The following is a 19,910-nucleotide window of genomic DNA, read 5'->3' on the forward strand; positions in this document are numbered from 1 at the left end:
CAACGGCCCACTGATGCGGGACAAGAACAGGCAGCCGGCGCGGGAATGCGTGGCGCGGTGCGCGCATATGTCGCAGGATGAGACCCCTGCGATGGGCGTTAGTGAGGAGCGCTATGCATCGGGTATCGACCCGACGAGGAGACGATGGCGCCGCGATTTCGCTCAAATCTCCGGCGCAGGCAGCGACCCCAGTATCGCTTCGAACGCGAGGCCGATCGCGAGCAGCCTGCGATCGCCGCCGGACGGCCCGTCGAGTTCGAGCCCGACCGGCAGCCGCCCATGGACGAGACCCGCCGGCAGCGCGAGGCCCGGAATGCCGGCGTTGCTCGCGGGGTCGGTGTTGCGCAGATACGCTTGCATCTCGTCGATGGGAGCCGCGCCGTCGATCGATACGCGCGACGAGCCGTTCAGCTCGTCGATCGGCACGGCGGCAAGCCGCGTGGTGGGAAAGAGCAGGGCGTCGAGACCGCTGGCCGCGAACGTCTGCGCATAGCACTGCTGGAGTCGCGGCCGCCATACCGTCATCGCGGCGTGGTAGTCGCCGCCGCGCGCATCCGCGAGCACGGCGTCATAGGCGGCGCGCACGTCAGGGCTGGCAATGCGCGCGGCAACCTCGGCCACGGTTCGTGCGGGCGCATTGTTGGCAGCGAGCCACGCTTCGAGATCGTCTATCGGCTCATGCAGCGCGAGCGCGTAGCTTACGCGCTCATTGAGCGCGAGCAGTTCGCTCATCTCGACCGGCACGAGCGTGACGCCCGCGGCTGCGAGTTTCGCGAGCGCGGCGCGCGCCACCTCTTCGAGCGCGGCTTCGAGACCTTCCCACAAGGGCGCGGGCAATCCAATGCGCAGATTCGACACGGGGGCTTGCGCGAGCGGCCCGTGCCCCGTGATCACCGCGTCGAGCAGCGCCACATCGGCTACGGTTCGCGCCATCGGCCCGACCGTGTCGCGCGTGTGGCTGATCGGCACGACGGCCTGCGGGTCGTGATAGCGGCGCTGCGTGCCGCCGTCGCCGACGCTCGGGCGCAAGCCGACAATGCCGCACAGCGCGGCGGGAATGCGCGTGGAGCCCCCGGTGTCGGTGCCGAGCCCGGCGGGGACGATGCGCGCGGCGATGGCGGCCGCCGTGCCACCGGACGAGCCGCCGGGAATTCGTTCGGGATCCCAGGGATTGCGCACGGGGCCCGCATGCGGCGCAAGATTCGTGCTGGTGATGCCGAACGCAAGCTCATGCATATTGGCTTTGCCGAGCAAGATCGCGCCGGCGTCGACGAGACGCTGCACCGAAGGTGCGTGGCGCGCAGGCAGGAAGCCTTCGAGCGCGGGCGTGGCCGCCGAGGTTTGCAGGCTGCGCGTGTTGATGTTGTCCTTCACGACCACGGGCAGCCCTGCGAGCGGCAGGCGCGCGCGTTCGTTGGCGTTCAGGGCGTCGATGCGCTGCGCGGCGGCGAGCGCGCCTTCCACGTCGAGCACGGTGAGCGCGTTGAGGTTGGAGAGCGCCTGCGCGCGCGCGAGCAGCGTGGCCACGTAGTCGACGGCCTTGAGCTGCTCCGCGCGGATGGCCTCGACGGCTTGCGTTGCGCTCAGTTCCAGTTGCTGGTCGACAGTCCAGGTCATGCAGCCTTCTCCTTGCGCTAGCGGCGACGCCTGCCACGCGGCACCGTATTGCCGCGCGGTGGTGTCGTCGCGCTACGGCTTGATGAAACGCAACGCGAAGCGAGCGAGCGCGGGCACCAGCGCCGGCCGCAGCAAGCGGGCGTCATAGCCGCTCATGCGCTCCGCGTTCTCCGCGAGGCACAGCTCGATCATCTCGCGCGGCTTGAGGGAGTCGCCCAGCACCTCGCGGTTCGCGGGCAGGAAGTTCGAGTCGTGGGCGTGGCCCTGTGCGTCGATGCCGCGCGCGATCGCGAGCCGCTCCCACACCAGCATGAACCAGATCGCGGCCACGCGCACGGCGTGCCACGGCCTGCGCCACCATGGCAGGGTCTTGCGATACCACGCCACCCAGTTGACGAAGAAGAGAATGTGGCGCGCCTCTTCCTGGATCACCGGCTCGAAGGTCGCGACGAGGTCCGCCGGAAAGAATCCCGAGCGCTGTGCCGAGCGAAACAGGCCGAAGGCGAAAAAGCTGTCGATGCACTCGCTATAGCCGGTGAACATCCACGCCCATTCGGCCTGCCTGGGCGGCGGGTATGCGGGTTCGCGCGCAAGTTCGATGCCGTAAGCCTGTACGAGGTTCGAGAGCACGAGCTTGTGGCGTGCTTCCTCGGCGGCGTTCATTTCGATCGCTTCGCGCAGCAGCGGGTCCGTCACGGTTCGCGCGTAGGTCAGCACGCGGATCGACGCGCGGCCTTCGGTCTGGACGGCGATGTCCCAGATCGGCAGCGATGTGAGGCGCCCGAGTGCGTCGGGCCCGAGCCTGGGCCAGTCGAGAACGGCGGGGCGGTAGGGGTCGTGCGTGTCGAGCAGCATCCGGCAGAACATCCTGCGATGTTCGTCCGATCCGATTGTGATGGGCCCCGGCGTGTCATGAGTCCAGCGCCGCAGCGCGGCGTCCCGGTCGGAGATGAAGGCATCGCCTTCGTCCGGATGCGTCAGGGTCTCGGACATGAGCATCAAACGTGAAGGGGGCACGACTCCTATTCTGTCACAACCGTAAGGAAGCCTGCGCCGTCACGCGCAGCGGCGCTGCTGGCCGATCCACATGCGCGCCCAGCGGCAGGCGTAGGCGAGCGCGTGCCGTTCCTCGAAGAAGTAGTCGAGGGCGTCGAACGAATGCTGCGCACCGGGCTGCGTGCCGATGGTGAGATTGGCGGCGAAAAGGCCGTTCGGGAGCTGCTGTGCACTCGGGGCGACGACGTAGCCCTTGTAGCGTAATGGTGTATTCATGGCCGCGCTTCCTGCAGAGCGTCTGCTGACTTGCTGCTGTCTTTGTTCCTGGGTTCTCGATCTGGGTGGCGCGGGGTCCGCTGGGCGTTCGCTTCGCGCGCCGACACGACTCAGCCTACGGGCCGCCGTGTGTCGATGGAACCAATCATTCGTCGCAAGCAAATCACGTGTGGCCTGGGATCGGTCAGCAGAATGATCCGGATGAGGCGAGCTGAGAATCCGGCTTCAATGTGGATCAGGCGCGGTGCGCCGTCTGTGGGATGGCGCACGCGTGGCGCGCCGCGCAGCGTCGGCAATGTGGGCCAGGGAGCGTAGCGAGCGGCGCCGCCCGCACTCGCGGTGCGGCGCCCGTGGATGCACGTGCGCCGCGCGGATCAGACTGCGAGGCTCAGGCGTTTTTCGTTGTGCGACGCGTGGGTGGCGTGCGCGGTAGTGACGGTGCTGGAGGCGCTCACAGGCGGCGCCGCGTGCTGGCTGCCGAACGCGAGCGCGAACTGCGCCGCCTGGCGACCCACCGTGGCGAGCTGGTCGGCGACCTTCGCGTCCGAGCATTGGTGCGCGCTCTCGAAACGCGTCTCGAGCGTGTTGATGCCCGCGCCGAACGGCGTGGGCCATCCGCGCAGCGCATGGACGATCGAGCGCAGGGAAGTCAGCACGGACCCCGCGGCCTGCCAGCCGTAGGCCGTGACGATGCAGCCCACGGCGCGGCCGTCGAGATAGGGACGGCTGTCGGCGCGAAGCTCTTCGAGCGTGTCGAGCGCATTTTTCACGAGACCGGACACGCCGCCGTGATAGCCGGGCGTCGCGATGATGATGGCGTCGGCGGCGCGCACGGCTTCGATCAGTTCGAGTTGCGCGTCGGTGCGAGCGGGGTCTTCGGGCGCATAGTGCGGCAGCGTGTGCAGGAAGGTGCCGCCGAACAGGTGGGTGCGCGCGCCGGCCTCTTCTGCGCCGCGCAGCGCGAAAGCGAGCGCGCGCTCAGTCGACGAGGCGGCGCGCGTGGTGCCGCCGATGCCGACCACGAGCGGGCGGCGTTGCGAATCGGAGATGCTCAAGCGGTGCTCCCTCATGTGCGATGGGCCGTGGCTCACGCGGATTGCCAGCGAAGCCTCGAAGCGTGGAACCTGAAAGGGTCATCTTAGAGAGCGCGCCGCGCGGCGCGAAACGACTTTTTGTTCTAACCATATGCCGCCGTGGCTACGTTGCGCCGTGCGACGCGGCCCGATATGCATATGCGAAACCATTGGTTGGTCGCTCGACGGGCGATGGCTAAGATGGACCCGTCTCCTCCATGACATCTCCTTGACATGGGATTCGGCCCCGCACCTCCTGGGTGACGGGGCCGCTTTTTTTTTCTCAAGACCGGAGGATGTGGCTTCGAGGCGGGGAGTGCCGCTTGATGCCTGGCGCGAACTGGAAGCTGCGCGATGCGGCGCTTCGTGCAGCGACGTTGCGCTTACGACGTTGCGCTTATTGCGCGCGCATCGGCGTTGCAGTGCGATGCGCGGGTACGCGGTAGCTCACCGTGAGCACGTTGCCGTCTGGGCCGATTTGCGGCGGGATGGCCGGCATGCGTCCGTTGCCCGGCGCGCTCTGGGCGGGGGCCCCCGATGTGCCGGCGCCGCCCGGCGTGACCGGCAGCGTGGGCGCGGGCGCGCGCACGGCGGGTTCGGCAACCTTGCGTGTCGTGAGGCGGTCGGCGGAAGCGAGCTTGTGCTTCGACCCATGGTGCGCCTTCTTCGCGGCGCTGCCCGCGTGTGCCGAGGGCGTGCGCGCTTCGGGCGGATTCCAGATCTCGATGTAGTGTTCCCCGGCGATCGCGGTGGACGCGAGGACGCCCAGCAAAGTCCCCGTGATGAAGAATCGCACGTCGTGTTCTCCGTTTCGATGTACAGGCCCCAGCCGCGCCCTGGTGCGGGCACGAGGCCGGCGGGCAAGTCTCAGAGCGGCGTGACCCGGTACGGCGACCGGGCGGCACGAATGGCCGGCTGCACGCACTGTACATTCATACAGGCGCTTATGCAAACGTTTCACGACCTGCGTCGGCGATGTGTTGCACGGATACGCCTGGAGGCGTTGGAGAGCCCCGGGGATGCAGTGCGAGCGCGAAGTCAGGGCCCGCTAAAGCGCTGGCTTCCGCGCTGGGGGATGAGTCCGGTGGCAGTTCAGGCAGGGGTCGCGCCCAGCGCGTCAGCCCTCCCCGACGCGCCGGCGCAGTTCCTTCGAAGCCGCAAGTGGAATGCGCGCATCGTCCCAGGTGGCGAGCCATTCGATCTCTTTTGCGGCGAACACCTGGCCATGATTGCGCAGCGCGTACTGCAACGAATCGATAACATGATTGCGGATGATTTCGGGCGTATGCGGGTCGTCGAGGACGATGCGCAACGCTTCGAGCGTGGCCATTACGGGGCTCCGGCGAGTGGTGATCGCACGGTTATCGCACGACAAAATTGGCCGTGCCACGCGGGAAAAAATCGCCGCCACGCGCACTCAATGCCTCGCGCGCTTGAAGATTTCGTACTCGTCCGCAAAAGCCTTTGCGACCGCGGGCCGTTCGCGCACGCGCTGCGCGTACGTCGCAATGGCCGGCCACTGAGAAACATCGATGCCCACGTACGGCGCCCAGTTCAGCACGGTCACGAGATACGCGTCCGCCACGCTGAACGCTTCGAGCAGGAAGCTGCGCGATTCGAGGTGATGGGCGAGCAGGTCGAAGCGGCGCGGGATCTTGTTTCGTGCATAGGCCTTCACCGCCTCGTCCACATCTTTGCCGAGCAGCGGCACGAACACGGCCTTGTGCAGCTCGGTGCCGATGAAACCCAGCCATTGTTGCAGGCGCGCCCGCTCGCGGGTGCCCGCTGGCGGCGCGAGCCGCGCCTGCGGAAAACGGTCCGCCACCCATTGCAGCACGGCCGGGTTTTCGGTGAGCGTCCAGCCGTCGCCCTCGCGCAGCACCGGCACCTGGCCGAGCGCGTTGACGGCGAAGAAGTCGCCGCCTTCGGTGAGCTGTTTCGTGAGCGTGTCGACCTGGATGTAGCGCGCCTGCGCGCCGGCCTCGTAGAGCGCGATGCGCGTGGCGAGCGAGCATGCGAGCGGGGCGAAATAGAGATCGAGCGAGAGATCCATCGTCATCCTCCGTTTCAGGTTTTTGTACTATAGTGAACAAAAATCATCGATCCAATATTTATATGCAATACAGTACAAAAAAGGATAGCCACCGGCGCGGGCGCCCGCGCGCCTACGATCCGGAAGAGGCGCTGGCCAGCGCGCGCGATACTTTCTGGCGCAATGGCTACACAGGCACGTCGCTCGACGATCTGAGCGCGGCGACCGGCATGAACCGGCCGAGTCTCTACGGCGCGTTCGGCGACAAGCATGCGCTCTATCTGCAAACCATCGATCGCTACGTGCAAGCGGGCCGCGCGGCGATGGACCACGCGCTGCAAGGCGAACTGCCGCTGCGCGAGGCGTTGATGCGCGTATTCGACGGCGCGCTCGGCTGGTATTTGCCGGCGCACGACGCAGCGCGCGGCTGCCTGCTGATCGGCACGGCGGCCGTGGAGGCCATCAATGACGACGAGGTGCGCGAGCGCCTGGCCGCCGGCCTGCGCGCATTCGACAAGGCGTTCGAGAAGCGCTTGCGGGCGGCGCTTGCGCAAGGGGAGTTGCCGCCGCATGCGAGCGCGCCGATGCTGGCGCGCCTTGCTTCCGCGCTATTGCACAGCATGGCGCTGCGCGCACGGGCCGGCGATTCGCGGGCTTCGCTGCGCGCCATGGCGGCGGCGGGCATTGCGCTGATCTGCGGCGATGCACCGGCTCACGCCGAAGGGCGCGCGCCTCGCCGGCGCGAGAAGTAGCGCGAAGGATCACGAACGCGCACGCCGGTCCCGTTGCGCTTATCCCTTGTTACACTGGCGCAGTCGCGCAGGGAACGCTTGCGCACTCGGAGAGGGGGAACGCGATGGTGCGCTATCGGCACTACAAGGGTGGCATTTACGAACTGGTGTGCGAGGCGACGCTCGAGGCGGATCCCTCGGTCACGATGGTCGTGTATCGCGCGGCGAATGGCACGATCTGGACGCGGCCTTCCACCGTGTTCTTCGAACTGGTCGAATACGAAGGTGCGCTCGTGCCGCGCTTCGCGCCCGTCAACTGATTCTTCGAATATTTTTTCCACGCTTTGGAGGTTTCGCCGAACATGCGTCTACTGATTGCGCTCATCCTGCCCTGGCTGCTGTTCTTCACGATCGGAAGGCCCATTGCGGGCATCGTCTGCCTGATTCTGCAGATCACGCTGATCGGCTGGATTCCCGCCGCGATCTGGGCCGTCTATTCGCTCAGCCAGTACAAGACCGACCGGAAAATCGAAGACGCGCTCGGCCGGCGCGGCTAAAGCGCGCATCCTGCGCTGCGCTCGTGCCGTCTGCGCCGCGCAGAGCCGGTTTGCGCAATGACAGGCGCAATCCGGGCTAACAATTCAACAAGAACTTAATGCGGGCTTCCCTTTCTTACAGATAGAAAGGGAGTCTGCTATGTTCAAGATCGTTTTTACCGTGAGCGCGATGGCGCTCCTTGCCGGGTGCGCGATGGGCCCCGGCTACGACTACGGCTACGGCGGGTATGGCCAGCCTTATACCACCGGCTATTACAGCGGCTACGCGCCAGGTTACGCGCCGGCTTACGGCAGCGTCAACATAGGCGTGTGGGGCGGTGGCGGCGGACGTGACCATCACGGCGGTGACCATCACGGCGGGGACTGGCATGGCGGCGGAGGTGGCTGGCACGCTGGTGGTCCGGGCGGCCACGACGGCAGTCATGGCGGACCATGGGGGCCGCCGGGCGGCAACCATGGGCCTGGAGAACGCGGCCCCGGCGGTGGCCACGTCGGCGGTGGTAGCGCAAGCCACGGCGGTGGCGGTCATGGCGGGGGAGGCCCCGGTGGCCGCTAATGCAGGTGTCGAGCCCCGTGCGCATTGCGCATGAGCCCGGCGGCGCGGGCATGCCGCGCCACGAGCCGCCAATCCACCATTTCAAAACACATCAGGCCCGCCCTCGTGAGAGAGGCGGGCCTGATGCTTTGCGCGGGAACCCGGCTGCGAAGCCGGGGTTACGGCGAAACTTACTGTCCCGATTGCGACGTGCCGTTCGTCGACGGTCCATACGCCGTCGCGGCCCGCTGCGCGGCGATCTTCGCTTCGGCCGCCTGGATGTTCTCCGGGTAGTGCATCCAGTCGCTGGGGTCATAGCCGGCGGCGCGCACTTGCGCGAGATCGGCGCGAACCTGCGCGCGGGTCAACGGTTGTTGCTGGGTTTGCACCTGCGCGAACGAAACGGCCGGCACGGCGACGATGGCGGCGAGCACTGCTGCCTTCATAAGCGACTTCATGACTAACCTCCAATATCTTTTGTGAGGAGCCATCGCGTCTGCGTGGCTCAGCTTCTTCAATGTAAGCCTACGGAGGATGAGGGTAAATACTTAGATCACGAATTCAGTGTTCTCCTGGCAACAACAATCGGGCACGAAATCGTCTGAAGTATTGCGATAACCGCATGAGACCGGGTTCAGGCGTCGGCCCTTGGAAGCGCGGGTGATTGTTGCGAAATCGGTAATTCCAATTCGCCCGAAACAGCCTGTATCCGGAACGGCAACTTACCTAGAATCCAGTCGCAGCCAGCCGTTGCAGCGAGTCGCAGCGAGCCGGCCCAGCGAATACGCGGATGCGCACCGTCGTTGCGCATCGACGTCGAATAATTCCGGAGGTTGTCACCATGAAGTCGCTCGTCAAGGCCGTTGCCCTAACCGTTGCTCTTGCCGCTCCCCTCGCCGCTTTTGCGCAAGCCGATCAAGGCTTGACCCGCGAGCAGGTGCGCCAGCAACTCGTCGAATTCCAGCAATCGAGCCGCAATCAGGCTGCTGCCGGCGCCCAGGCGGCGGCGCCCGGCGCCCAGACCGACGGCTCGTTTGGCGGCGTGAGCGGCACGTCGTCGGCTGCGGGCGGCCGTTTCGTTTCCGAAGCGGCTCGCACGGGTCCGCAATCGGTGTACTTCGGCGGCCAGTAAGCCCGCCCGAAGTGCCGGAGTGCACAAGCGGCCCGCGACGCGACGTCGCGGGCCGCTTCGCATTTCCGTCTCACATTGCCTCGGCGTCCGGCACGTCGAGCACGAGGTCCGTGCGCGCGACGGCCACGCAGCTCAGCACATAGCCCTCGGCTTTTTCCTCGCGGCTCAACCCGGGCCACTCGATCGTGAAGCGCGTTTCGCCGCTCACCACACGGCACAGGCAGGTGCGGCACGTACCGTTGCGGCACATGCGCGGCAGGCGGATGCCCGCGAACGCCGCCGCTTCGAGCAGGGTCAGCTCGGGCGGCGCTTCGAAGCTGCGGCCGAGCGGCTCCACGCGCACGATGGGTACGGTGGACGCTTCGGCCCTGCGGGGATTGAGCGGTGCGCGGTCCGCCGAAAACTCATCGCTCATGAAATCGAAACCCCGAGCAGGCGCCCCGCCCCGGCCGTGAATGCCGCCGCGGCGAGCCCGATCACGATCTGCCTGAACGCCGAGAACGTGGCGCTGCGTCCGTTGAAGAGCGACGTGAACACGCCGACGAGCGCGAGCCCGCACGCGCTCAGCGCGACCGACTGCGCGATCGCCGGGACGCCGTGCGCCCACAGGAACGGGGCCGTCGGAAACGCCGCGCCGATCGCGAAGAGGCCGAACGAAACGGCGGCCGCCGTCCAGGGATTGCCGCCCAGCTCCTTTGGGTCGATGCCCAGCTCTTCACGCGCGAGCGTATTGAGCGCTTCGTCCTTGTTGCGCATGATCTGCGCGGCGACGCGATGGGCTTCCTCGGGGTCGATGCCCTTCGCCTGATAAATGAGCGCCAGCTCGTGGCGCTCGGCGTCGGGAGTATGTTCGAGTTCGTCGGCTTCTTTCGCGATCTGCGTGCGCGCAAGCTCGCGCGCGTTGGTGACCGAGAGCCATTCGCCGAGCGCCATCGAGCACGCCCCGGCCACGAGGCCCGCCAGCCCCGTGAGCAAAATCGTTCGATTGACGCTGCCCGCGCCCGCCACGCCCATGATGAGGCAGAAGTTCGAGACGAGCCCGTCGTTCGCGCCCAGCACGGCCGCGCGCAGGTCGTTGCCCGCGGTCGCGCCCTTGTGCCACGACTCGGTGGCGCCCGTTACCTCGCCGTTGCCGTTGCCGTGGCCGTGCTCGGGTTCGCGCTTCTTCGCGACGATCGCCTGCACGATGGCCGCGTGCTGCTGTTCCTGGGCGGAGAGCCGTTCCGCGCCGGGTTCGCGCGCGTAGCGGTCGCGGTCGGCGTACTCGGCGGCGGCGACGGTGGGCAGCACGAGCGAGGGGCCGAACGTGCGTGTGAGCGTCTGCAGCAGGTGCGTTTTGGCGCTGCGCCGGTGCGGTCGCACTGCGACGCCGTTGGCCGCCAGCTTCTCGCGCCAGACGCTCGCATGCTCGCGCTCCGAGGCGGCGAGTTCGGCGAAGATCCGGCGGCGTTCGTCGTCTCTTTCGACGGCGGAGAGCGTGTCGTAGACGGCGGCGCTATCGAGTTCGTCGGCGAGATTACGCCGGAAGCGCTTGATTTCCTGGGCGGTGGCCATGGGCGCGGGTGAAAAAGACGATCCGCCAAGCTTACCCTGGCGCGGCCCGGGTCAGAAGCCGCGCGTCGATGTGCCTGTCCGGCGTGCTCAGCGCCGCTGGCGCAGGTGCCGGTAGATGGTGTTGCGTGCGAGCCCGAGTTCGCGCGCCGCTGCCGAGACGTTGCCGCCGTGGCGGGCGAGCGTGTCTTCGATGAGCCGTGACTGCCAGACCGAGAGGCGCGCGGGTTCACACCCGGAGTCGGGCTCGGACCCGGTGCGGTCCGTCGCCGTCGGAGCGAGCGGCGCCTCCCATTCGCCCGCGGGATCGCAATCGTGCATGAGGTCTTCGGGCAGATGCTCGATGTCGATGGCGTCTTCTCCTTCGGCCATGATCGCCGCCGTGCGCAGCGCGCTCGCGAGCTGACGCAGATTGCCCGGCCAGCGGCAGCGCGCGAAGCATGCCGCAACTGCTGGCGTGAGGCGAGCGGGCGCAGCCGGCACCTCGCGCAGCACGATGTCGAGCATGCGGGCGACGAGCGCGTCGAGATCGGTGCGCTCGGCCAGCGCGGGCAGCGTGACCACGAGGCCGTTGATGCGGTAGTACAGATCCTCGCGGAACGTGCCTTCGGCGATCATCGCGCGCAGATCCCGGTGCGTCGCGCAGACGATGCGCAGATCCACGGGCACCGCGCGCGTGCCGCCGAGCGGCACGACGGCGCGTTCCTGCAGCACGCGCATGAGCCGCACCTGTTGCGCGAGCGGCATGTCGCCGATCTCGTCGAGAAAGAGCGTGCCGCCATGCGCCTGCGCGATCTTGCCCGCGCTGCCGCGGCGCTTCGCACCCGTGAATGCGCCGTCTTCGTAGCCGAACAGTTCGGCTTCGATCAGCGTCTCGGGCAGCGCGGCGCAGTTGAGCGCGACGAACGGCCCGTCGCGGCGCGGCGAATCGCGATGCAGCGCCCGCGCGAGCCATTCCTTGCCGGTGCCGGTGCGGCCGAGCACGAGGACGGGAATGTCGCGGCCGCGCACGCGCGCCACGCGCTGCAGCGCGGCGGCGAGCCGCGCGTCGCCGGTGTCGAGTTCGGCTAGCGTGGGCTGCGGTGTCGCGTCGGCGGCGGCCGTCTTTGCAGCGGCGGGCGGTGTGTACGACGCGGGTGCGGCGTTTGGCGCGCGGGACGATGCGGGCAGTGCGGAGCGCGCCAGGGTGGCCGCGCCGGGCGTGGCGCGCGCGATCACGCGCACGCCACTTGGGAGCGCAAGCGTGAGCGGCTCACCGGGCGCGCGCATGAGCTGCTGCATGAAGGCCGCGAACGGCTGCCCGAAAAGCGCCGCGAACTCGCGCCGCTGCAGGTCCGCTAGCGGCGCGCCGAACTGGAACAGGGCGCTGCGGTTCGCGCAGAGGAGCGTGCCGTCGGCGGAAAAGGCGGCCAATCCTTCGTACAACGTACCGATGAATTCCGCGCGGACATGAAACTGGAGCCGGATGGCATCGGCGAAATCGGTGCTGAACAGCTGGTTCTCGATCATCTGCGCCGACATGCGCACGAGCGCGAGCGTGTGCTTGTGAAAGCCGCCCGATTCGCCGCTGACGTCGAGCGCGCCGAGCGTGCGGCCGTACGGATCGGCGATCGGCGCGCACGAGCACGTGAGGATGTGATTGGCGCGCAGAAAATGCTCGCGCGCGTGCACGGTGGTGGGCTGCCCGTCCACGAGCGCCGTGCCGATCGCATTCGTGCCGCGATGCTGCTCGGCCCATGAAACGCCCGGGCGCAGTGCCACGCGCTGTGCCTTCTCGATGAAATCGCTGTCGCCGAGGCTGTGGAGGATCACGCCGTTGCGGTCGGTGAGCAGCACCATGCTTTGCGTGTCGACGATCTGCGCGTGCAGCGCGTCCATCACGGGCCGGGCCTGATGGTAGAGCGCGCGGTTCGTGTCGATGAGATCACGCAGGTTCACGGGGGTGAGCGCATCGAATTCGGGCGCTTCGCCGGCGCGCAGTCCCAGTGCGCGCGAGCGCGCGTGAGCTTGTGCGATGGCGTCCGCGCGGGCCGCATGGTGCGGCGTGACGGGGTTTCGAGTCACTCCTGTCTCCAGTCGTTATGGGTCCGCCGTTGCAGCGCAACACGGCCTGGCGCTAGCGGGGGCTCTTGGGCCGGTTCATGGTACAGGATACGAGCCGCCTGCCAATCCGGATTAAAGCGGGGACCGAAGTCGCTCCGCCGTCAATCGCCCTTGAGTTTATTCGCGCGGGTGCCAGGATGAAGGTGAGGGCGCATTCGCGTCGCGCCCCCGGCGGTGCTGGTTCACCGCCCGCTCCGTTCTGGAGTACGTCATGGTGCACGGCGAATTGAGGATCGTGGTGGCGGCGCTCGCCACGTTCGTTGCGCTCTTTGGCCTCGGGTACGCAATTGACGGATTGATCTTCGACGAGAACGACGCCGTGCTTTCCGGAATGGTGACCGTGGCCCTAGCGATCGCTGCGTTCGTGGTGATGCTCACGCTGCACCCGAAAGACCTCGAGGATCTCCAACACCTCGATCCCCACCGGCATCGCGAATCGTGACGCGCCCTTGCGGCGCGCATGTTGCGATGCGACAACCGGCCGGGCACATTGGCACAGAGGCCGGGGAGGCAGTGTTTGCGCGGGCAACTAGCGATACGGATGCTGCACCTGCGAAAAGCAAGCGCTCAAGTCAGGTCTTCCAGCGCGCATTGCGGGCTATTTCCGGCCTGTGACAACGCGGAGCTTGCGGGCCGCAGGAAGTCGTCTAAAGTGAATCAAATCAACCGCCGCAAACGTGTCTTTCACGGCGGCTGACGTTGATCCGCGCGTTCCGGATCGGAGTGTCACCCGCGCTGTCCGGGGGCAGTCCGAGGCGGCTGAGCGCGGCCCATTCACCCTCAACTAAGGCGACCCCCATGCAGATCATGTTTCCGAACGAGGCGCCCGAATACTCGGGTCCCGACCTTACCTTGGCGTTTCCGGCGATGGTCGATGGAGAGAGGGTGGAGTGTCTGATCACGGCGGCGGCGCTGGAAGACCACTTCGGGGCGGCCTCGCCGCGCGCCGAAGACATGCTCAATGCCTTCGACCATCACCGCGACCGCATCGAGGCTTGTGCGCGTCGCTTGCTGTCCGAAACGCGTGCGCAGTGTCTCGTGCTGCGCAGCGGCTACGTGCGCTTCGTCCAGGCGCACGGCAGCGCGTCCTGAACGCGTCGTAGACAACGGCGTTCTTTACAGCCTTTTTGCTTCTCGCCGCGCCCTTCGGGGCGCGGCTTTCGTTTTTTGCGCCCTCAGACCATGCGGCGCAGCGTGTTGTCGCGGAACACGACGTGGTGCGCGATCGCCGCGAGCGCATGCAAACCGATCACCCAGTAAAAGAGGTTGCCGAAGAGTTCGTGCGTGTCTTTGATGAATTTGCGTGCGGCGGGATCCGGGCCAGCGAGCGTGAGTTGCAGATCGAGCCCCGCGAGCCTGACCGGATGGCCTGCCGTGTTGATCGTCAGAATGCCTAGCAGGGGCTGCACGAAAATAAACAGATAAAGCGCGAGATGCACGACGCGCGAAAGAAACGAGAGCAGCCGGTTGGAGTCGATGCCGGCGGGCGCGCCGCGCCAGAGGCGCCATAGCAGCCGCGGCACGGCGAGCGCGAGCACGAGCGTGCCCGCCCAGTAGTGCACATTGCTCCAGAACACGCGGCTGTCCGTGCCTTTGGGGCCGCGCACTTCGATCGCGAGATAAGCAAGCGCGACGAGCAGAAAAATGGCCCAGTGAAACAAGATCGCGGGCTTCGTGTAGCGTTCGGATGCGGCGGGGAAAGTTGCCACGTGGCGGCTCCTGTGTGCGGGGGTGCTGGCAATCGTTCCTATGATAAGGAGCAGGTGCCGCGCCGTGCAGCGATATAGCCGGGAAGCTTGACGTAGCGGGGTATGAAGGGACGATGGGAGGCCCGAATGCTCCCGGGCCGCGTAGACGTCCTTGCGAACAACCGTCTTCCCTTACGCGTTGCCGAGATAGAAATAACGGAACAGGAACACGGCCGCGATGATCCAGACGATCAGCTTCACCTCGCGCACGCGGCCCGTCAGCAGCTTCAGGCCCGCATACGAGATGAAGCCGAACGCCACGCCATTGGCGATCGAATAGGTGAACGGCATGGCGAGCGCGGTGAGGGTGGCGGGTACGACTTCGGTGGCGTCTTCCCAGGGCAGATCGGCGAGTTCGCGCAGCATCAGGCACGAGACGTAGAGCAGCGCCGGCGCCGTGGCATAGCCCGGCACCACGCCCGCGAGCGGCGCGACGAACAGGCACGCGAGGAACAGCACGGCCACGGTCAGCGCGGTCATGCCGGTGCGGCCGCCCGCCTGCACGCCCGAGGCGCTTTCGATATACGCCGTGGTGGACGAGGTGCCGAGCACCGAGCCCGCGAGAATCGCGGTGCTGTCCGCGAGCAGCGCGCGGTTCAGGCGGTGCATCTTGCCGTGGACGAGCAGGCCCGCGCGGTTCGCGACGCCCATCAGCGTGCCGGTCGCGTCGAACAGTTCGACGAGAAAGAACACCAGTACGACATTGAGCACGCCCGTGGAGAGCGCCGCCTTGATGTCGAGCTGCGCGAACGTCGGCGCGATCGACGGCGGCGGCGAGAAGATGCCGTGGAACTGGTTGCCGCCGAAGAAGAACGAGAGAATCGTGACCCCGACGATGCCGATCAGGATCGCGCCGCGCACTTTCAGCACGTCGAGCGTGACGATGGCAAAGAAGCCGATGATCGCGAGGATCGTATGCGGATCGTGCAGGTTGCCGAGCTCGACGAGCGTGGCCGGGCTCCCGACGACCACGCCCGAGGTCTTGAGCGAGATGATCGCGAGAAAGAGGCCGATACCCGCTGTGATCGACACGCGGATCGAATGCGGAATGCCGTTGACGATGGCTTCGCGCACGCGCAGCAGGGTGACGATGAAGAACAGGCACCCGGAGATGAACACCGCGCCGAGCGCGGCCTGCCACGTGAAGCCCATGCCCTTCACGACCGTATAGGCGAAGTACGCGTTCAGCCCCATGCCGGGCGCGAGCGCGATGGGGTAGTTCGCGTAGAGGCCCATGACGAGCGAGGCGAGCGCCGCGACGAGGCAGGTGGCGACGAACACGCTTTCTTTCGGCATGCCGGCGTCGCCAAGGATGGCAGGGTTCACGAAGATGATGTAGGCCATCGTGAGGAATGTGGTGATACCGGCGAGCAGTTCGGTGCGCAGGTTGGTGCCTGCTTCTTCGAAACCGAAATAGCGTTTGATGGCGTCCATGAAGATCGGGCCCTTGAGAGTCGAGCGGGTTATTCGCTGCTTGGTTGCGTTGCTTGGTTGTTGTGTGCAATCACCGCCGGCAGGAGCACGCTTCGATGTGCGCGGATGCCGCGGCGTATGGCTACGGGCGCGATTGTAAACAATTGTGGGATGGGCAGAACGCCAGGGCCACCGCATGAAACGTCAATCGACATTCGAATCGGTTGATGCGCGCCGCTTCGTGCGATGGCCCGATCGCGTTCGTTTGACGACGCTCATATTGTTTAAGAAATGGCTGATACCTTTCGACAAGTCTTACGTTTAGACTTCGTGATTTTTCAGCCAAGAAAGGAATCATCTATGCTTCATAGCAAGAAGATCGCCGCTGTCGCCGTCTGTGTGGCGGCTGCCGCCGCCGCCGTTCCGGCCAGCGTATTGGCGGCGAGCGCGAATACGCTCAACTTCCAGGGCGAAGTGGCGACCCAGACCTGCGAGGTCACGGTCAACGGCAACGCGACAAACCCGACGGTCCCGTTGCCCCCGGTGTCGGTCTCGGTCCTCCAGGCTGCGGGCAGCAACGCCGGCATGACGAACTTCACGATTGGCGTGACCGGCTGCACCGCGCCGACGAGTGCGCTGCCGATCAAGACGGTGTTCGTCGGGAATCAGGTGGATAGCAACGGCAACCTCGGCAATACCGGGACCGCAACCAACGTCGCGCTGCAACTGCTGGACCCGGCTGCGCCCTCCACGCCGTTCGACCTCTCCGGCGCCATGGGCTACGCCGCCGCCGGTCTGAACCTCGCAGCCGGCGCGACGGCGTCGACGCACGACTTCGCGGTTCGCTACTACAGCGCAACGGGTAATGCGACCGCTGGTTCGGTGTTCGGCACCGTGCAGTACGCGGTCAGCTATCAGTAAGACGTCAGAGTAAGACCTCAGAGTAAGACCTCAGAGTAAGACCTGGGCGATCGGCCCCTCCGGGTCTGGCGCATCGAGCCAGGCCCGGAGACTTTTTCGTCCGAATTCCCTCAGCATTTCACGTCCGTGAGGGAATTCGATTACCCGATATGTAATTAGGACTGCAATACAAATCCGGCGCATGCTTGAATTCGCCCGGACCCGCGCTTAGACGCACTGAAACGCCTGATCGACGCTGCTCTTGATTCTGCCGAGTTGGCCTGCCGATGCGTTGGCAGGAACGTTTTGAAGTCGCCTGTATGCCACAGACCGAACGTCGCAACCGGTCACTTCGAGCCACAGCAGCGCTCCTGGGGTGGCAGTCGCAATACAACGATGCGCGCGCGAACTTCCGGGCGCGGATCGCCCGATGCCGGATGGCTGCCGTGCTGCGTGTAGCTGGCTAGTGGGCGCTACTGCGACATCTGCCCAGCGGCACCACCCGGCGCGCGTGACGCGCGCCGCTGCGCCACGATGGCGCCTGCCCGTTGCGCGTTTTCCGGGTAGTTGACCCAGTCCATCGGATCGTAGCCCGCTTGCCGCCACTCGATCAGGTCTGCGCGCACCTGGGCTCGCGTCAACGGCCCTGACTGATCGTACGGTTGGGCCAGCGCCGCAGCCGACGCGAACCAGCATGCTCCGGCAAGCACGCCGAGCGCTACACGCGGAAGAGAGTTCATGGCAAGACCTTTCGTATTAGGGATATCCCTAAAAATTATAGGCGCTATCTCAATAACTGAAAGGTGGATCGAGACTCGCTGTAGCTGTGGGGGCGAACCGCGAAACGCTCACTGCGCGCGCTTGCGAAGCTGCGCCGCGCGATAGTCGGTCGGCCGCTGTCCGGTCCATTTGCGAAACGCGCGATGAAACGCGCTCGGCTCCGCGAACCCAACCGCCGCCGCAATGTCGGCAACCGAGCGGCGCGGGTCCAGCAGCGCTGCGATCGCGAGGTCGCGGCGCAATTCGTCCTTGATCGACTGGCAACTGTGGCCCTCCTGGCTCAGCCGCCGGCGCAGCGTGGCGGGCGCCACGTGCAGACGCCGCGCGATGGCGTCGGCATCGGGCCACGCGGCGGCGGGAAGCGCGCGCAGCGTTCTTCGCACGCGCGTCGCGAACGAGCCGGGGTTGCGGTACTTCACGACGAAATTGCCAGGCGCGTTGCGCAAAAAGGCGCGCGCCGAGCTGGCGGTCTGGATCACGGGCAGCTCGAGAAAGGCTGGCGCGAAGTCGAAGCACGTGGCCGCCTGGTCGAACGTCATGTCGTCGCAGAGCATCAGTTGATAGTCGTGCGCGGCATCGGGCTGCGGACAGCAAAAGCGCGCCGCGAGCAGCGGAATGCGCCGGCCCACGAGCCAGCACACGAGCCCATAGACGAGGATGAACCAGGTGGCGTACGCGAACATCGTGGGCGTGGGCCTGCCCGCGCGATGCTTGAGCGTCACGCGCACGCGCGTGGCGTCGATGTCGATCTCGCCGGCCAGGTCGTCGAGCACGAGCCGCATGAAGTGAACCGCTCGCTGCAGCGCCTGGCGCCCGGTGCTGGCGCCGAGCGCCGAGTGCGTCATGGCGATGAAGCTGCCGCTTTTCATCGCGTGCGAGTCCTGGCCGAAGAATTCGTCATCGAGCGCGCGCGCGATGCCCGACCACAGCAGGCCGTATTGCGCCGCGCTCACACGGGCCTGCGGCGCGCACAGCACGGCCGCAGAGATGCCGGCCGCTTCGGCGAGCGGCGCGATTTCGAGGCCGCCCGCCCGCGCCAGCGCGAGCGTCTCGTTCACGAGGCGCATCGAGATCGTGCCTTTTTCGCTCAGCGTATCGGGTTTCGCCGGTTGCAAGGGAGCCGCCTCCGTTGGGGGTGTCGTAGCCTATATGGTAAATCCGATCAATGACTTTGAGCGTGGCGGGCATCGAATGCGCGCGTGAGCATGCCTACACTTTTCGCAAGCCTTGCAGCCGGGGCGCCATCGCGCCACAGTGGAAGGCAAGCGCAAGAGACACAGGAAGGGGACACACATGGACGAGTTCTATACCGACGACCAGCGCATGATTCGCGACGCCGCGCGCGACTTCTCGAGCGAGCAGCTAGCGCCGAACGCAGCGCAATGGGACCGCGAGGGCAAGCTGCCCGACGAGGTGGTCAAGCAGCTGGGCGAGCTGGGCTTTCTCGGCATGATCGTGCCGCAGGAGCAGGGCGGTTCCTACACCGACTACGTGGCGTACGCGCTCGCGATGGAGGAAATCGCAGCGGGCTGCGCCTCGTGCGCGACGCTCGTGAGCGTGCACAACTCAGTGGGCTGCGGGCCGATCCTGCAGTTCGGCACCGACGCGCAAAAGGATCGCTGGCTAGGCAAGCTCGCCAGCGGCGAGCTGATCGGCGCGTTTTGCCTGACCGAGCCGCAGGCGGGCTCGGAGGCGAACAACCTGCGCACGCGCGCGGAGCTGCGCGACGGCAAGTGGGTGTTGAACGGCAACAAGCAGTTCGTGACCAACGGCTCGCGCGCGAGCGTCGCCATCGTGTTCGCCGTGACCGATCCCGACGCGGGCAAGCGCGGCATCTCGGCGTTCATCGTGCCGACGGACACGCCGGGCTTCAACGTCGGGCCGCACGAGAAGAAGATGGGCATCCGCGCTTCGGACACCTGCCCGATCTCGCTCGTCGACTGCGCGATTCCCGAGGCGAATCTGCTTGGCCAGCGCGGCGAGGGCCTGAAGATCGCGCTCGCGAACCTCGAAGGCGGGCGCATCGGCATTGCGGCGCAGGCGCTCGGCATCGCGCGCGCGGCCTTCGACGCGGCGCGCACCTATGCGCACGAGCGCGTGCAGTTCGGCGAGCCGATCATCAAGCATCAGAGCGTGGCGAACATGCTCGCGGACATGCACACGCGCATCAACGCGGCGCGCCTTCTCGTGCATCACGCGGCGCGGCTGCGCACGCTTGGCAAGCCGTGTCTTTCGGAGGCTTCGCAGGCCAAGCTCTACGCTTCCGAAATGGCCGAGGAAGTGTGCTCGCACGCCATCCAGATCCACGGCGGCTATGGCTTCCTCAACGATTATCCGGTGGAGCGGCACTATCGCGATGCGCGCATCACGCAGATCTACGAAGGCACGAGCGAAGTCCAGCGGATGGTGATCGCGCGGCAGCTTTGAGAAGCAGTGAGGATGACGAAGCGAAAATAAATCGAGCGC

The 19,910-nt window shown here is 66.5% G+C and carries 24 protein-coding genes; 9 read left to right on the forward strand and 15 right to left on the reverse strand.

Annotated elements, in window-relative coordinates; genetic code table 11:
- Positions 1-162: 162 nt before the first annotated feature.
- The 7 genes from iaaH to VSR34_RS23040 form a co-directional block, all read right to left on the reverse strand.
- The gene (iaaH, locus tag VSR34_RS23010; protein WP_342963652.1) at positions 163-1,617 is read right to left on the reverse strand and encodes an indoleacetamide hydrolase; all 1,455 of its coding nucleotides are present in this window, start codon (positions 1,615-1,617) and stop codon (positions 163-165) included.
- 72 nt (positions 1,618-1,689) lie between these two features.
- Positions 1,690-2,610, reverse strand: coding sequence for a ferritin-like domain-containing protein (locus tag VSR34_RS23015; protein WP_342963653.1), 921 nt, complete (start codon positions 2,608-2,610; stop codon positions 1,690-1,692).
- A 63-nt stretch (positions 2,611-2,673) separates the two neighbouring features.
- Positions 2,674-2,889: a hypothetical protein gene (locus VSR34_RS23020; RefSeq protein WP_028209670.1), complete on the reverse strand. Its 216-nt coding sequence runs from the start codon at positions 2,887-2,889 to the stop codon at positions 2,674-2,676.
- Between the two features lie 374 nt (positions 2,890-3,263).
- Positions 3,264-3,944 carry an NAD(P)H-dependent oxidoreductase gene (locus VSR34_RS23025; RefSeq protein ID WP_028209669.1) on the reverse strand — a complete coding sequence of 227 codons (681 nt, stop codon included), beginning with the start codon at positions 3,942-3,944 and terminating at the stop codon, positions 3,264-3,266.
- 415 nt (positions 3,945-4,359) lie between these two features.
- Positions 4,360-4,758, reverse strand: a complete 399-nt coding sequence (locus VSR34_RS23030) for a hypothetical protein (protein ID WP_042288371.1) — start codon at positions 4,756-4,758, stop codon at positions 4,360-4,362.
- 321 nt (positions 4,759-5,079) lie between these two features.
- On the reverse strand, positions 5,080-5,292 hold the full coding sequence (locus VSR34_RS23035) for a hypothetical protein (RefSeq protein ID WP_028209668.1): 213 nt from the start codon (positions 5,290-5,292) through the stop codon (positions 5,080-5,082).
- An 87-nt stretch (positions 5,293-5,379) separates the two neighbouring features.
- The gene (locus VSR34_RS23040; protein WP_036017670.1) at positions 5,380-6,015 is read right to left on the reverse strand and encodes a glutathione binding-like protein; all 636 of its coding nucleotides are present in this window, start codon (positions 6,013-6,015) and stop codon (positions 5,380-5,382) included.
- Between the two features lie 62 nt (positions 6,016-6,077).
- On the opposite strand from VSR34_RS23040, the gene VSR34_RS23045 reads away from it, so the two are divergent.
- The 4 genes from VSR34_RS23045 to VSR34_RS23060 all read left to right on the forward strand — a co-directional run bounded on the left by VSR34_RS23045 (position 6,078) and on the right by VSR34_RS23060 (position 7,838).
- Positions 6,078-6,746: a TetR/AcrR family transcriptional regulator gene (locus VSR34_RS23045; RefSeq protein WP_342963654.1), complete on the forward strand. Its 669-nt coding sequence runs from the start codon at positions 6,078-6,080 to the stop codon at positions 6,744-6,746.
- A 104-nt stretch (positions 6,747-6,850) separates the two neighbouring features.
- On the forward strand, positions 6,851-7,045 hold the full coding sequence (locus tag VSR34_RS23050) for a DUF1653 domain-containing protein (protein WP_028209665.1): 195 nt from the start codon (positions 6,851-6,853) through the stop codon (positions 7,043-7,045).
- Between the two features lie 42 nt (positions 7,046-7,087).
- On the forward strand, positions 7,088-7,282 hold the full coding sequence (locus VSR34_RS23055) for a YqaE/Pmp3 family membrane protein (RefSeq protein WP_028209664.1): 195 nt from the start codon (positions 7,088-7,090) through the stop codon (positions 7,280-7,282).
- A 139-nt stretch (positions 7,283-7,421) separates the two neighbouring features.
- Positions 7,422-7,838, forward strand: a complete 417-nt coding sequence (locus tag VSR34_RS23060) for a hypothetical protein (RefSeq protein WP_342963655.1) — start codon at positions 7,422-7,424, stop codon at positions 7,836-7,838.
- A gap of 170 nt (positions 7,839-8,008) precedes the next feature.
- Here the strand turns inward: VSR34_RS23060 and VSR34_RS23065 are convergent, their stop codons facing one another.
- The gene (locus VSR34_RS23065) at positions 8,009-8,275 is read right to left on the reverse strand and encodes a DUF4148 domain-containing protein (RefSeq protein ID WP_036017745.1); all 267 of its coding nucleotides are present in this window, start codon (positions 8,273-8,275) and stop codon (positions 8,009-8,011) included.
- A 383-nt stretch (positions 8,276-8,658) separates the two neighbouring features.
- Between VSR34_RS23065 and VSR34_RS23070 the strand changes: the two genes are divergently transcribed.
- Complete coding sequence (locus VSR34_RS23070) at positions 8,659-8,949, forward strand: DUF4148 domain-containing protein (RefSeq protein ID WP_028209662.1); 291 nt, start codon at positions 8,659-8,661, stop codon at positions 8,947-8,949.
- Between the two features lie 70 nt (positions 8,950-9,019).
- On the opposite strand, the gene VSR34_RS23075 is transcribed toward VSR34_RS23070, so the two are convergent.
- The 3 genes from VSR34_RS23075 to VSR34_RS23085 all read right to left on the reverse strand — a co-directional run bounded on the left by VSR34_RS23075 (position 9,020) and on the right by VSR34_RS23085 (position 12,564).
- On the reverse strand, positions 9,020-9,364 hold the full coding sequence (locus VSR34_RS23075; RefSeq protein WP_042288367.1) for a 2Fe-2S iron-sulfur cluster-binding protein: 345 nt from the start codon (positions 9,362-9,364) through the stop codon (positions 9,020-9,022).
- Positions 9,361-10,503, reverse strand: coding sequence for a VIT1/CCC1 transporter family protein (locus VSR34_RS23080; RefSeq protein WP_028230669.1), 1,143 nt, complete (start codon positions 10,501-10,503; stop codon positions 9,361-9,363). Before VSR34_RS23080 ends, VSR34_RS23075 begins: the two co-directional genes overlap by 4 nt.
- A gap of 87 nt (positions 10,504-10,590) precedes the next feature.
- Positions 10,591-12,564 carry a sigma-54-dependent Fis family transcriptional regulator gene (locus VSR34_RS23085; protein WP_342963656.1) on the reverse strand — a complete coding sequence of 658 codons (1,974 nt, stop codon included), beginning with the start codon at positions 12,562-12,564 and terminating at the stop codon, positions 10,591-10,593.
- A 250-nt stretch (positions 12,565-12,814) separates the two neighbouring features.
- On the opposite strand from VSR34_RS23085, the gene VSR34_RS23090 reads away from it, so the two are divergent.
- Together VSR34_RS23090 and VSR34_RS23095 are read left to right on the forward strand one after the other, a co-directional pair.
- Positions 12,815-13,045: a DUF2964 family protein gene (locus VSR34_RS23090; RefSeq protein ID WP_342963657.1), complete on the forward strand. Its 231-nt coding sequence runs from the start codon at positions 12,815-12,817 to the stop codon at positions 13,043-13,045.
- Positions 13,046-13,401: 356 nt separating this feature from the next.
- Positions 13,402-13,695 carry a DUF1488 domain-containing protein gene (locus VSR34_RS23095; protein ID WP_028209658.1) on the forward strand — a complete coding sequence of 98 codons (294 nt, stop codon included), beginning with the start codon at positions 13,402-13,404 and terminating at the stop codon, positions 13,693-13,695.
- A gap of 83 nt (positions 13,696-13,778) precedes the next feature.
- On the opposite strand, the gene VSR34_RS23100 is transcribed toward VSR34_RS23095, so the two are convergent.
- Both VSR34_RS23100 and VSR34_RS23105 read right to left on the reverse strand, forming a co-directional pair.
- Positions 13,779-14,312, reverse strand: a complete 534-nt coding sequence (locus VSR34_RS23100; RefSeq protein WP_028209657.1) for a cytochrome b — start codon at positions 14,310-14,312, stop codon at positions 13,779-13,781.
- Between the two features lie 171 nt (positions 14,313-14,483).
- A complete protein-coding gene (locus VSR34_RS23105; protein ID WP_028209656.1) occupies positions 14,484-15,785 on the reverse strand; it encodes an NCS2 family permease in 1,302 nt (433 codons plus the stop codon).
- Between the two features lie 339 nt (positions 15,786-16,124).
- On the opposite strand from VSR34_RS23105, the gene VSR34_RS23110 reads away from it, so the two are divergent.
- A complete protein-coding gene (locus VSR34_RS23110) occupies positions 16,125-16,685 on the forward strand; it encodes a fimbrial protein (RefSeq protein WP_051390714.1) in 561 nt (186 codons plus the stop codon).
- Between the two features lie 452 nt (positions 16,686-17,137).
- Here the strand turns inward: VSR34_RS23110 and VSR34_RS23115 are convergent, their stop codons facing one another.
- Entirely contained in the window at positions 17,138-17,404 is a 267-nt protein-coding gene (locus tag VSR34_RS23115; protein WP_342963658.1) for a DUF4148 domain-containing protein, read from the reverse strand.
- A gap of 108 nt (positions 17,405-17,512) precedes the next feature.
- Positions 17,513-18,511: an AraC family transcriptional regulator ligand-binding domain-containing protein gene (locus tag VSR34_RS23120; protein ID WP_342963686.1), complete on the reverse strand. Its 999-nt coding sequence runs from the start codon at positions 18,509-18,511 to the stop codon at positions 17,513-17,515.
- Positions 18,512-18,737: 226 nt separating this feature from the next.
- Here VSR34_RS23120 and VSR34_RS23125 point away from each other — a divergent pair, with 226 nt between their 5' ends.
- On the forward strand, positions 18,738-19,871 hold the full coding sequence (locus tag VSR34_RS23125; RefSeq protein WP_028209652.1) for an acyl-CoA dehydrogenase: 1,134 nt from the start codon (positions 18,738-18,740) through the stop codon (positions 19,869-19,871).
- The last annotated feature ends 39 nt before the right edge of the window (positions 19,872-19,910 follow it).

Source organism: Paraburkholderia sp. JHI2823 (assembly GCF_038900695.1).
GTDB lineage: Bacteria > Pseudomonadota > Gammaproteobacteria > Burkholderiales > Burkholderiaceae > Paraburkholderia > Paraburkholderia mimosarum.